Annotated in this window: 12 protein-coding genes; 5 read left to right on the top strand and 7 right to left on the bottom strand. The window is 59.8% G+C overall.

The genetic code is table 11. From position 1 onward, the window contains the following. Positions 1-75 precede the first annotated feature (75 nt). The 3 genes from HY795_01705 to HY795_01695 form a co-directional block, all read right to left on the bottom strand. On the bottom strand, positions 76-1,611 hold the full coding sequence (locus tag HY795_01705) for an acetyl-CoA carboxylase biotin carboxylase subunit (protein ID MBI4803930.1): 1,536 nt from the start codon (positions 1,609-1,611) through the stop codon (positions 76-78). A gap of 252 nt (positions 1,612-1,863) precedes the next feature. After that, complete coding sequence (locus HY795_01700) at positions 1,864-2,607, bottom strand: OmpA family protein (GenBank protein MBI4803929.1); 744 nt, start codon at positions 2,605-2,607, stop codon at positions 1,864-1,866. Beyond that, positions 2,597-3,352, bottom strand: coding sequence for a MotA/TolQ/ExbB proton channel family protein (locus HY795_01695; protein MBI4803928.1), 756 nt, complete (start codon positions 3,350-3,352; stop codon positions 2,597-2,599). Before HY795_01695 ends, HY795_01700 begins: the two co-directional genes overlap by 11 nt. Before the next feature lie 45 nt (positions 3,353-3,397). On the opposite strand from HY795_01695, the gene HY795_01690 reads away from it, so the two are divergent. Further along, the gene (locus HY795_01690) at positions 3,398-4,222 is read left to right on the top strand and encodes a purine-nucleoside phosphorylase (GenBank protein ID MBI4803927.1); all 825 of its coding nucleotides are present in this window, start codon (positions 3,398-3,400) and stop codon (positions 4,220-4,222) included. A gap of 183 nt (positions 4,223-4,405) precedes the next feature. Here the strand turns inward: HY795_01690 and HY795_01685 are convergent, their stop codons facing one another. The 3 genes from HY795_01685 to HY795_01675 all read right to left on the bottom strand — a co-directional run bounded on the left by HY795_01685 (position 4,406) and on the right by HY795_01675 (position 6,877). After that, positions 4,406-4,819, bottom strand: a complete 414-nt coding sequence (locus HY795_01685; protein ID MBI4803926.1) for a PqqD family protein — start codon at positions 4,817-4,819, stop codon at positions 4,406-4,408. Beyond that, positions 4,800-5,666, bottom strand: a complete 867-nt coding sequence (locus tag HY795_01680; protein MBI4803925.1) for a hypothetical protein — start codon at positions 5,664-5,666, stop codon at positions 4,800-4,802. The genes HY795_01685 and HY795_01680 overlap by 20 nt, the downstream gene beginning before the upstream one ends. A gap of 77 nt (positions 5,667-5,743) precedes the next feature. Continuing rightward, positions 5,744-6,877: a metallophosphoesterase family protein gene (locus tag HY795_01675; protein ID MBI4803924.1), complete on the bottom strand. Its 1,134-nt coding sequence runs from the start codon at positions 6,875-6,877 to the stop codon at positions 5,744-5,746. A 114-nt stretch (positions 6,878-6,991) separates the two neighbouring features. Here HY795_01675 and HY795_01670 point away from each other — a divergent pair, with 114 nt between their 5' ends. The 4 genes from HY795_01670 to HY795_01655 are packed head-to-tail and all read left to right on the top strand — an operon-like array spanning position 6,992 to position 10,330. Continuing rightward, complete coding sequence (locus HY795_01670; GenBank protein ID MBI4803923.1) at positions 6,992-8,650, top strand: two-component sensor histidine kinase; 1,659 nt, start codon at positions 6,992-6,994, stop codon at positions 8,648-8,650. A 15-nt stretch (positions 8,651-8,665) separates the two neighbouring features. Further along, the gene (locus tag HY795_01665) at positions 8,666-9,055 is read left to right on the top strand and encodes a response regulator (protein MBI4803922.1); all 390 of its coding nucleotides are present in this window, start codon (positions 8,666-8,668) and stop codon (positions 9,053-9,055) included. Next, positions 9,048-9,944 (top strand): two-component sensor histidine kinase, encoded by an 897-nt coding sequence (locus HY795_01660; GenBank protein MBI4803921.1) that lies wholly within the window; start codon positions 9,048-9,050, stop codon positions 9,942-9,944. Before HY795_01665 ends, HY795_01660 begins: the two co-directional genes overlap by 8 nt. Next, a complete protein-coding gene (locus tag HY795_01655) occupies positions 9,941-10,330 on the top strand; it encodes a response regulator (GenBank protein MBI4803920.1) in 390 nt (129 codons plus the stop codon). Before HY795_01660 ends, HY795_01655 begins: the two co-directional genes overlap by 4 nt. Before the next feature lie 57 nt (positions 10,331-10,387). Here HY795_01655 and HY795_01650 read toward each other — a convergent pair whose 3' ends face one another. Further along, positions 10,388-12,802 carry a hypothetical protein gene (locus HY795_01650; GenBank protein ID MBI4803919.1) on the bottom strand — a complete coding sequence of 805 codons (2,415 nt, stop codon included), beginning with the start codon at positions 12,800-12,802 and terminating at the stop codon, positions 10,388-10,390. Positions 12,803-12,895 lie beyond the last annotated feature (93 nt).

Raw genomic sequence — 12,895 nt, 5'->3', positions numbered from 1 at the left:
TTCCTCTCTCCGGCCTTGTGGTGGTTACCGCCGTCCCATCGTGGAGGCGGATGCGCGAACGACTTGGGGCGTTCATTAAAACACCAGAATGTTCGCGGTCTTCTCGCGCAGGAAGGCGATGTTGGACTTCATGGCGTTGCCGTCCTGATCCTGCCCGGTGAGCACCAGCTTGTCCAGGTACTCCACGCCCCTGGCCTTGGCTTCCGCCAGATCCTTGCCCCAGATGATGGCCAGGGCCAGGTTGGGGTCGAACTCCGTGGGGATGTCGTAAGGGACGTCCCGTGGAATCTGGGAATGCAGCGACGCCCATGAGACTTCCGGGGGGGCGAAGCGGTCGATGCGTCCCACCCAGGGGGTGAAGCGGTTGTCCGGGTCTTCGGCAATGATGCGGTACTCGATGCCTATGCCTTCGAACGTGATGTCGTCCTGGGTGAAACCCATGGGTTCGCCAAGGCCGGTTCGGATCTGCTCCTTGATGATATCCACCCCGTCCTGGCCCTTGATGCGGGCGATGGCGGCCGACACCCCGTTTTCCACCTGGATGCGGGTGTTCACTTCCATCAGGAAAGGCTGGCCCGCCGGCGTGACGATCCATTCCCAGGTGCCCACGTTGTCGTAGCCTACCTCCTTGGCGATGGCCAGGGAGTGGCTGGTGATGTCGGTGATGACCTGAGCGGCGTCGAAACCGTACTTGATCTGGTCAGGTGCGAAGCCCGGGGCGATCTCCACCCGCTTTTGACGCCCGGTGGACTGGATGGTGCAGTTGCGGGTGCCGAAATGGGCGATAACGCCGTGACGGTCGGCCACGATCTGCACTTCCAGGTGGTTGAAGTCCAGGATGCGCTGCTCGATGAGCACGCCTTCATCATGGAACTGGCGTTTGGCGTAGTTGCGGATGCGCCGGTACACCGTTTTGAAGTGGTCGATGTTCTGGACTTCCTCTATGCCCATGCCGCCGCCGCCAGCGGATGCCTTCACCAGGACGCGGGCATGGTCGATGCCTTGCTCCGCCTGGAAGCGGAACAACGAATCAGCGATCTCTTCGGCTTCGAGTTCGTCGTAGACCGGGCGGTCAGAACCGGGCACCGTGGGCACCCCGATGCTGCGGGCCAGGCGCTTGGTGTTGATCTTGTCCCCCAGGGTGCGGATCACCCGCCAACTGGGTCCTATCCAGACCATGGGCCTGGTGCGCTCGCACACGCGCCTGGCGAAGCGGTAGTCCTCGGCGAAATAACCGTAGCCGGGATGCACCGCCGTGGCCCCGGCATTGTCGGCCACGGCCATGAGTTCGTTGGCGTCGTGGTAGGAACTAATGCGAAAGGTCTGGCCGCCAAGCTCACGCGCCAGGGAAAGATGCCCAGAGGCTTCGTCCTCCTTGGTGAAGACGCAAACAAAATCCAGGCCCAGCTTACGGCAGGCCTGGATGATGCGCATGGCTATCTCGCCCCGGTTGGCCACCAATACTTTATGTCTTGTGCTCGTCGTCAATGTGGCTCCCGCAGGTTTTGCTCTTGGATATGAGGTATTTTTGGACCTCGAGCACCAGCTTGTCCAGGCGCTCTTCCTGGCGCTGCGACAGATCCGTGAACTTAAGACCCGCCACCGAAGCATGGTGTCTGGCCACTTGGGCCCCAAGCCCCACGATGATGGGTTGGTCCTTGAGTTGAATATCTACCACCAGGGCGTCTCCAGGTTTCAGTGCGCCCCCCGGATCTTCCAGCGATAACCCGAGCGCGCTGATGTCGTGGACGTGAAACCGCGCCTGGTTGGCGACATCCCTTGCCATGAGCCCCGGCACCCGGGCGCGGTACGCCTGGCGCTGCACTTCGGAAGCCGGCTCATACGTAAACAGTGGTTTTTCTTTCATCCCTCAACCTGTACTTCCAAGACGAAATCCAGCCTTCGGTTACGAGCCCGGTTTTCGTCACTCGTGTTGGGGAGAAGCGGTTCTAAATCAGCTAACCCGGTGGATGTCAACCGGTTCGAAGGCACTCCCTGGGACATGAGGAAACGCAAGGCTGCAACCGCCTGCAAGGAGGAGACTTCCCAGTTGTTTTTGAACCGGGACTGGGGGGGAGGAGGAGTGTCGTCAGTGAAGCCCTTGATGTGAACGCGCTGGTCCGGGTGTTTGGCCATGAAGTCCTTGATTGTGGTGATGCGCTGCTTCCCCAGGTCGGTAAGTTGCGTCACATCCGACTCTGAGAACATTCCCGCGGTGGGCACCGAGATGGTCAGGCGCGGACCATCGAGCTTGGTGCGCATGTTGGTTTCGCCGCGTCCCCTGAAAAAGGCGGTGAGGTCTTCATAGACCTGACGCTCACGCAGGATGAGTTGCTCGCGCATGTTCATCTGCTCGACAACCTTTTCCTTGAGCGACTGTGCGGCGGGGGTTTTGGGCGTGGACTTGGATTCAGAGCGCAGACGCTCGCGCACGCTTTCCAGTGTCTCGGTGACTCCGGCCGGGTCGGTGGTGGAGAGCGAAAACATGAAAATGAAAAAGCTCATGAGCAGCATGGACATGTCTGCCAGGCTGATCAGCCAGACAATGGGCGGTCCGGCGTGCGGATCGTCCAGTTCTTCGCCGACCGGATCCGGGTTAGCGGACAACCGTGCGCTCCTTGGGTGGCACGAAGGACATCAGTTTGTCCCTCACCAGCAAGGGGTTGTTGTTCTGCAGGATGCAGCGGGCGCCTTCGAAAATAATCTCCAGGTTGAGCACTTCCTGCTGGGTGCGCGCCCGCAGCTTGCCCGCCACGGGCAGAAAGAAGAGGTTGGCTGAAAGCGCCCCGTAGAAGGTGGCCAGAAGGGCAATGGCCATGGCCCCGCCCAGGCTCTTGGGATTGTTCAAACGCGCGAGCATCTGCACCAGGCCGATAAGGGTGCCGATCAGCCCGAAGGCCGGAGCAAAGGTGCCCAGGGATCTGAACACCGTCTCGCCGATCTGGTGGCGACGCTTGAGAGAATGGATTTCGATGCGCAGGGTGTCCTGAATCAGCTGAGGGCCCGCGTTGTCCGCGATGAGCTTGCAGGCTTTCTTGAGCACCACGTTGTCCGTGCGGATGTTCTCAAGCGCCAGCAGGCCCTCTCTGCGGGAAATCTCCGCGATGCGCACCATGACGTTGACCACTTCTTGCGAAGCGACCGTGCGCGAAGCGAAAATCTTGAAGCCCGCATGGAAGGCCTGTATCACCTCTTCCATCGGATGGCTGACGCAGATGGCGGCCAATGTGCCGCCGAAGACGATCATGGCTCCCGGGGCGTCGAGGTACTGCCAAAGCGAGCCATCTATGAGAATGGCCGCGATCACCATGCCGATGCCCGTGGTCAACCCGAGCAGGGTTGCGATATCCATCAATCACCTCTCCAGTCGATCAATACATTCCGAAAGGCGAAGGACATGCAAGACATCAAATCGGTTACGCAGGCCGCAGAGCAAGTCAAAGAAAAGTTGCCCAAGGGATTTCGCCCCAAGGCCGCCGTCATCCTCGGCACCGGTCTTGGGCAGGCGGCCTGTACCATGGAAAACACTTCCATCCTGCCCTACACGGAAATCGCCGGATTTCCGCGCTCCACCGTGCCGGGGCACGCCGGGCGCCTGGTCGCCGGAAGCCTCTCCGGCGTGGAGGTTCTCGTCTGGCAGGGCAGGCTCCACTTGTATGAAGGCTACACCCCGGCCGAAGTCTGCATGGGGGTGCGGGTTTCCTCCCTGCTCGGGGTCAAGACGCTCATCGTCACCAACGCGGCCGGAGCCCTTAACCCCCTCCACAAACCTGGTGAATTACTGGTCATTACTGACCATGTCAATCTGACCGGGGAGAGTCCGCTGGTTGGCCCCAACGTGGACCACTGGGGTCCGCGTTTTCCGGACATGAGCCGGGTCTATTCTCAAAGACTTCTGGAACTTGCCGAGGAAAAGGCCATGCGCCTCGGGATGAGGCTGGTACAAGGCGTGTACGCCGGGGTGCGCGGCCCTCAGTTGGAAACCCCGGCCGAGACCAGGATGCTGCGCGCGATGGGGGCCGACGCCGTGGGCATGTCCACGGTGATGGAGGTTTTGGCGGCCAAGCACATGGGCATGGAGATACTGGGGATTTCCTGTCTGGTGAACAAAAACCTGCCCGACTGCATGGCCGAGGTGACCATTGAGGAGGTTCTGGCCGTGGCTGAAAAAGCCGGAGGAAAGCTGTGCGCTCTGGTGGAGACGATAATCGGGGCTCTGTAAACAGCCTGGTGCCCCACGTTATCCAGGATTTGCCTGCCCCGACGCGGCAGCTACAAGGGATTCCAAAGGGCCACTGACAATTCCGCAGGACAGCGGAATTAGGCGCTGCTTGCAGCGCCCGCAGGGCGAGGGCCAGGACGGCCCGAGTCAACCTTTGGCCGCCGGAGGCATATTCCTCCCCCATCAAGTCTCCCTGACCCCAATTATCCCCCTCTTCCCAAGTTCACGCAAAAACGCGGCCACGGACAACTCCGCCTCTCGGGCCGGCAAGCCGTAGCGTTCGGCCAGAATCCTGGCCATTTCCCGCACTTGGCGGTCGCCGTCGATCAGATTCCAGCAGAACGTCCCAAGCTCGTCCAGCTCCAGCTTCCTTTCAAGCGGCCTGCCGTCCCAGACTCCCAACCGCTTGGCCATGCCCGCGAACCAGGGTTTGTAGGCCGATAGATATGTGAGCCGCACGAGCCCGCCTTCCAGGACTTCCTCCTTGACAAGCTTGCTGCGAGCCGGACTCATGGCCAGGCTTTCCTTGCGACTGCGACCCCCTTCGGCAGTGGGAGCTTTCGATGTGGAAACCCTCTTACGACGCTTGAACAACATACCTGCGGCAGACCTCTTCGAAATTTTCGGGAGACAGTCCCCCCTTGTGACGGGCCACAGCAGCCAGAATTTTCGACCCGTCAGGACGCCAGGCCATGGCCCTGGCGAACCTGGCGCCTGCAAAGATCCGTGCGGTCAGGCTTCGAACCACGCCTGCGAGCCCTTCCGGGTTTCTATCCGCATAGCGCACCGAGGGATTGCCCTCGAAGTACCCGGGCTCGAACCGCCTCGCCTTCACCAATGTTTGGGAAAAGACACCGCCGGCCCAGCTGTCGAACGATTTTCCGCGAAGGATTACCTCGGAGGGGGCAAATCGATAATAATCCAAGCTTTCTCCTCGAAAGGCATACTGGAAATGGAAATGCCCCAGTTGGACACTGAAGGCAGCCAGCCTGAACCCTTCCGGAGCTTCGCCGCAGACGTCGAAGAGACGAAACGCTCCAGGGCTGGTGGCGCCAAGCGATGCGACCGAAGCGGTCCAGGGCGAAGCTTTTTCGTCCGGGAGAGCATGGGGCGCCGCCAGTACTGCAAGACTCTCACCTGGAAGGACGAAAAGCACCGCGTCGGCTCCGCGCCCGGTGGCGTCCGCACAGGCAATAGCCGAACACTGTGCGGGCAGCGCTGAGAGCATGGCCGCCACAGCCCCCTGGGGCTTTCCGGATGGTTTGAGTATCTTTTGCCTGGCCAAACGTTTGAGGACCTTTTCTGGCCCAAGAGCCTTCTTCAAACGCTGCCAACGCAAGGTGAGCTTCGGCCCGGCCGGGTTTTCGAGCATCATGTAGCCCAAACCCAGACGCGCGGGTTCCCAGTCCGCAGGCACGCTAAGCCCCAGGCCGTCCCAGGCCACCTCCCTTGCAGGGCTCCCCCCCTCGGCAACACCGGGTATTGGCGCTCCAGAAGGTTGAACGGGCCTTGGCTCCCGCGTCATGAGATCACAAGATTGGTCACGTCCGGCGGGCACAGAAGCCTGACCGGCAAACCGGAATATCCGAGTCCAGCGGTGACAGCGATGCGCCGGCCGTCGATTGCATTGAGTCCGGCAACGATCCGCCTGTCTGCCTGGTTGATGAGAGTCCCGGTCAGGGGCAGGCGCATCTGCCCGCCGTGGGTGTGGCCCGACAACGAGAGCCAGGGAGCGGATTGCGCCGGCATGTCCAGAACGGTCTGGGGGTTGTGGACCAGCATGATGGTGGAGGCAAGGTCATGCTCCAGAGCGCACTGCCAGTTGTCGGCGGTCTCCATGACGTCGCGAAGGCCAAGAAGGGTGAAACGCCCCCATGGTCCCTGAAGCGCCTCCGCCTCTCCGCGCAGGGGGGTGACGCCGTTACCCCTGTGGAAAGCTGCCACGGCGTCCGCATCGATGTAGCAATCGTGATTGCCGATGACGGCATACACAGGGGCCAGACCGGCGAGCTGGCGGAAAAATGATTCGGTTTCGTCCAGAGCGGAGAGCTCGTATTCAACGAGATCGCCACCGAAAAGGACAACGTCGGGCTTAAATGCCACAATATGATTCATGGCTGCTTGCAGATGGCTTGTGGGAAGGAAAAAACCGGCGTGCAGATCGGACACCAGGCTCACCCGCAGTTCGCGCCCGCGCGAAGCATCAGGGTGTCTTTTCACTGTTATCCGGCGATCTGCCACTTCCCGCCCTTCTCCGGTGGCAGCGTCCACTCCGGCCATGGACACCAGGGACCCGGCCGCGGCCATCATGCCGCCCGCCATGAATCGCCTTCTCGATGAGACATGGTGGTGAGGCCTGGCAACGTATCCGAACAGCAGGGCTGCTCCCAGTGCGGCATTGAGCGCCCCGAAGCAGGCCAGGGTGCATACGAAATACAGCACGCGATATGAGTCGTAGGAGGCGACCAGCGGGTAAACAATTACTCCAGCCAGGCATAACAGACCGAAAATCCAGTAATAGCCATGGCGGAGTCTTGTGGATATCCTGGTGTGGCAGCGTTTGAGCAGCCAGAAACCACCAAGAACCGCAGCCGCGGCGAGGGGGAAAAAGAGTACCATGAGGGGGTGCACCCCCTTAAATCCCAAAAGAGTCATGCAAAAACCTCAAAGTTCCGGTCACGCCAGCATTGACAGACTTGCCCGTCCCTGTCCATTGAGGATAGGGTGAACGGAAGGTGAGACGCGATCTAACATCAGCCTGGTAGCATAATGAAAACACTGGACTTCAAGCGCCTTCGTTTCGTCATTATCCTGTTCACCCTGGGGTTCTCGCTCTTGCCTCTTCTGGTTTTGGGCCTGGGGGTGAAGCAACGCTTCTCCAGCGCCTACCAGGACGCCCTCCAGGGCAGCCTCCGCACCCTCGTTGAAAGCAAACGCAACGCCATCGACCTTTTCCTGACGGAACGCATGGCCCAGCTTTCCACCCTGGCCAGCGCCCTCACCTATGAAGAAGCCGCGGACCGGGAGAACCTGGAGCGCCTGTTCACCCAGATGCAGACCACTTCACGGTACTACATCGACCTGGGTGTCATTGGACTGGACGGCAACCATCTGGCTTACGCCGGACCGTACAATCTGGGCGGCATAAACTATAAGAATGAAGAATGGTTTGCCAAGGTCGTGGCCAAAGGAGTGTACATCTCCGACGTTTTCATGGGGTTTCGGCAATACCCCCACATCATCATCGCAGTGTTGCGCCGCGAAGGTGGCAAATCCTGGATTCTGCGGGCCACCATCGACTCCGACGCCTTCGAATCGTTTGTCAAAAGAGTCCAGATGGGACGCAAAGGCGACGCATTCCTCATAAACGACAAGCATATGCTCCAGACCAAGCCCCGTTTCGGCGGCAACGTGATGGAGGACATGGAACTGCCTTTCAGGGTGGACACCCGGTTTTCAGGAGCACGCGTGCAGGATCTGGTGGTGAACCACCGCCGCTACCTCTACGGCTGGACCTGGATCGAGAACAAGGACTGGCTTCTGGTCATCCGGGAGGACCCGGAGGAGGAACTGCGCCCTCTGTTCGAGGCTGAACACCTTATCTGGATCGTACTGGCCGGAGGCGTGGCCCTTATCATCGCCGGAACGGTTCTGGTCACCAACTCAATGGTCCGCAGGCTGGAAAACGCCGAACGCGAAAAGGCGAACCTGGACGCCAACCTCACCCAGTCCGGCAAGATGGCCGCTTTGGGCAAGATGGCCGCGGGCGTTGCCCATGAGATAAACAACCCGCTGGCAATCATCCGCGAGCAGGCGGGCTGGATCAAAGACCTCATGGAGGAACCCGAGGTCAAGGCCATCCCGCAATTCAAGGAGATTTCGGACTCGGTTCACCGCATCGAGCACCACGTGGAGCGGGCAAAAAACGTCACCCACCGCATGCTGGGCTTCGCCCGGCGCATGGAACCTGTCATGCAGGCCGTGGACGTGAGCAAGCTGCTCGCCGAAACCGTTCAATTCCTAAAGACCGAGGCACTGCTCAGAAATATCGACATCCGCCATAATCTTGCCGATAATCTGCCCACCACCAATTCCGACCCCACCCAGCTGCAACAGGTGTTTTTGAACCTCATCGACAACGCCATCGACGCCATCGGCAAGAACGGACAACTCTCACTCACCACCAGCTACGACAGTTCCCGCCATGAAATATCCGCTGTCTTCACGGATACTGGATGCGGTATCCCTCCTGAGACACTGAACAATATATTCGACCCATTCTTCACCACCAAAAAGCCTGGTGAAGGCACCGGACTCGGCCTGTCCATCGCCTTCGGCATTATTGAAAAGCTCGGAGGCCGCATCAACGTGACCAGCACCGTGGGCGAAGGAACGACATTCACAGTAATCATTCCAGCATCAGTCTGAACCGGGGGGGACAGAATGGTACAGGCGAGGGTTCTAGTCGTTGACGATGAGAGGGACTTCAACGAAACCATCGTGAAGCGCCTGACGCGCCGGGGTTTTTACGCGGAAACCGCGCTTTCAGGACCTGCCGCGCTTGAAATCCTGTCCCGGCAGGCGTTCGACGTGGCCCTTTTGGACATCATGATGCCCGGCATGGACGGCATCGAGGTTCTCAGGGAGGTGAAGAGGCGTTATCCGGGTGTGGAGGTAATCCTGCTCACAGGGCACGCATCCGTGGAATCGGGCGTCCAGGGCATGTCCATGGGAGCCAACGCCTACCTCATCAAACCAGTTGACTTTGAAGAGCTTCTCGGGGCCATAGCACAAGCGTACGAACGCAAAATCATCGTTGCCGGGAATGATTAATCCGCACACGCTTACCATCGCTACCGGAATCTTGGCTGTGGGGGCCGCCCTTGCTCCCACGCCGTGGTCCCTGGCATTGGCATTGCTGGCGGCCTGGTCCGCTTGGCTATCGTTTAAGGAGCTCAAGGCATGCCTGAGCCGTTCCGAATCGCAGAAATGCGCCCTAGACGAACAATTGTTCCAATCACAAAAACTGGCCGCCATCGGAGAGATCGCTTCGGGTATCGCCCATGAGATAAACAACCCGCTGGCCGTCATCACCCAGGAGTCTGAATGGATGGCGCATCTGCTCTCCCTTGAGGCGCCGCCCTTAGACGATGTGCGCCAGAGTCTGTCGTCCGTACAGTCGCAGGTGAACCGCTGCGCGGACATCACCCATAACCTGCTCAACTTGGCCCGCACCTGGAAACCTGTCCGGCAGCCCACGGACTTGAACCGTTGCGTCGAGGACATGGCCCGCCTTGTAGAACGCGAAGCCAAGCCAAACAACATTGCCCTGATCCGAGACTTCGAGGCGTCCCTTCCCAAGGTCCCGCTCGACCCTCCCCTGTTCAGGCAGGCAGTGCTCAATCTGCTGGTGAACGCCGTACAGGCCGTGGGCAAGGACGGAAACGTCACCGTCCGTACAGGACGCGCCCCGGACGGCGATGTATTCGTGCGGGTGATGGACGATGGCCCCGGCATTCCAGCCGCAAACTTAAGCCGCGTCTTCGACCCATTCTTCACCACCAAGGCCCCGGGAAAAGGCACTGGCCTCGGGCTTTCCATAACCCAGCGAATCGTGGACCGCCTGGGCGGGTTCATCAGTGCGGCGAACCAGCCGGGCAAAGGCGCGGCTTTCACCATCTCTCTGCCCGTGGCCACCAAGCAAACGGAGACCAAACAATGACCACCCCGATACGGCTTCTCTGCGTGGACGACGAAGAACGTTTCGTAACCACCCTGGCAAGGCTCTTGACCTTGAGGAACATGCAGGTCGTAACGGCCCAGAGCGGAGAAGAAGCCCTGGAGCTCTTCGAGCCGGGCAAGTTCGACGTCGCCCTGCTGGACGTCAAGATGCCGGGAATTTCCGGGGTGGACCTTCTGGCCGAACTCAAGAAGCTCGATCCGGAACTGGAGGTGATCATCCTCACTGGCCACGCCTCGGTGGATATCGCTGCGGAAATAATGGGCAGAGGGGGGTCGGACTACCTGCTCAAACCCTGCCCAACTGGAGAAGTGGAAGCCAAGATCCTTTCGGCCATGGAACGCAGGGCCGCACGGTCAGTGCGGTAGAAAGCCCAGGCGCGTCGAGATTAGGCCGGGCGCCGGCCGAAGAGGCCGGCTGCCTGCCTATTCTTCCCGTTTCTGGCCGAACACCCTCTCCCCGCGCAAAAAGCTTTCAGCCATGGCCTGTACCGCGTGTTCGCTGGTCATGAGCATGTCCGTCTGCCGCGTGAACTGCAGCAGCCTCCCCAACTGCACCAGATGGCTTTCAATAAGATCCGCCGGGTATTTCTGGAATCTTCCCTCAACCCTGTCCGCATTCACGTTCACGGCAAACCCCAGCTTTTCCAGAATAAGGGCGATGGCCCTGGCTCTGCGTTCCCGGCGGTCCTCACCGGCCGCCCCCCCTTTGAAGGCAAAGGTTATGTAGTTCTTGCTCACGGAGTTTCCACAGTAGCTGTCGAGAACTCCGTAATGGTAGCCGACCCGCGAGCTGAAGTTCAGGTATTTATCCGACACGATGGCATAACTCTTGTCCCCGAAACGTTCAGCGGACATGCTCGCCCCGTCCACCATCTGCCGCCCCATGACGGACAGAAACCCCCGAAGCTGGACCGGCCTTGGCCCCTTGGCCACGAATTCTTCATCAGCCAGGCCCTGCAGCACCGCCTTGAAGGGCCTGGAAACAACCTCTGAAAGCTGTGCACTCTCTTTTTCAGCCACACCCTCCGCCAATCCGCCGCCCAGATCGATGACATGAAGATCGAGACCAACACCGGCTTCCAGGCGAACCGCCATTCCGCCCATCCCGGAGGCCTGGTCGCCCAGCGTGAACATTTCGGCGTAGGATTTCTCGTGCAGGTAACGGGTGATGTCGTGCAAAGTCCGGCAATGCGAGGGGCTGAACTCTTGAGCCTTGGGGTCGATGAGGTTCAGCGGTGCGAGAAGGGCGAAGACCTTCTCCAGCATTGCGTAGACTTGCGTACCGATCATGGGGGTCGGGGCCTGGGGCTTAGAATCAAGCAACTCCGCGACCCTTCCCGAATAGATACGGCGGTTATCGGCGTCCACAGTGACGATGGTGCCGGATCGCAATACTTTGGTGGCGTTTTCAATGCCCAGAATGGTGGGGACATTGAACTCCCTGGAGAGCGACGCCATATGGCCGGTTACGCTCCCATGATCCGTGACGATGGCGCTCGCCTTTGTCATGACCACCATGAATTTTGGAGATGAGTGAGGAGCGACCAGGACGGCGCCGTCGGGGAATCCCGCCAAGTCGTCATCCTTGCTGTAATGGAACACTTCGCCGCTTCCACTGCCTGGGCAGGCGGCGTCTCCCCCCTCAAGCACCACCTTTTGCCCCGCAACTGCAGGCTCAGGCCCGCGGTGGTGGGATGCTTCCAGGAGAGGTCCTCCCAACGGACGCGATTGCAGCAGGACGAACTGATCCTTGTCGTCCAAGGCCCATTCCACATCCTGGGGTTTGCCGTAGTGGTTTTCGAGACGAGCGCCCCACTCGGCCAGGGTGCGTATTTGGTCCTCGGTCAAGCACGCCTGCTTGGCCAAAGCATTCTCCACTGTCGCCTGGGCGACTCCCCCCCCAGGCTGGCAAGAAAGAAGCACGGGCTGCTCGGCGATATCCATCGAGACTATGTCCAGCGATTGTTTGCGCACAACATACCGGTTCGGAGTGACCACGCCGTCCACAGCGTATGGTCCCAACCCCCACACGGCATTGATCAGTATGTTCTGATCCTCGGGATTGAAGGGATGGCGGGTGTACATGACTCCGCTCGCCTTTGAAGGCACCATGGCCAGACAGGCCACGCTCATGGCGGTGGCTTCATCGGGAACACCTTTGAGGAGCCGGTAAGCCATGGCTCTCGGGGTAAAGAGGCTGGCCACAACATAGCGGTAGCTTTCCGCCAGTTTGGCCCGAGTGACTCCGAGAACCGAGAGATACTGTCCCGCGAAGGTCAACTCGCTGTCTTCTCCAACAGCGCTGGAGCGCATGGCCACGGAAATGGTTTCGGGCGTCCCCCCCAGACGCTCGGCCAAACGTTCATGATGGCCGAGCAACTGTTGCTCGAAGCCATCCGCAAAGGGCGCGAGCAGAAGAAGCCGCTGAATGTCTTCGCTGGCTTCCTGAATGGAACCGGTATCGGCGGGATCGAGCGACATGGTTCTTTTGGCGATTTCAGCGGCCAAATCCGATTGGGAGAGAAATGCGTGAAACGCCGAGGTGGTAATCGCGAAACCTTCGGGCACCGGGAGTCCTGCGCGATTGCGCAATTCACCCAAATTGGCGCATTTGCCGCCAACCAACTCGGCATCTGATGCCACTATCTCACTAAAATCCTTGAACCAAGGACCAAGGGGCCGGGGTTCGCTGGCAAGGGATTTCTTGAGTTCCTCGCGCACGGTTTCTATGCGATCGCGCAAAACGCGCTGTTCTCTCCCGGAAAGGTTTTCAAAACCGCGCACCATGCGCAGACAGTGAAAAACAGCCTGGCTGGCAGCGGAATGAAGAAATGCCATGCCGAAAATTTCCCGGCCGGAACGTTTTTCTTCAATAGCGGTAATTATCCGGAGAAGCTCCGCGTTTGACTCCAAAAGCTCCTGGAAATTAGT

Source organism: Desulfovibrio sp., assembly GCA_016208105.1.
GTDB lineage: Bacteria > Desulfobacterota > Desulfovibrionia > Desulfovibrionales > Desulfovibrionaceae > Fundidesulfovibrio.
This window is presented reverse-complemented; position numbering and strand designations above follow the sequence as displayed.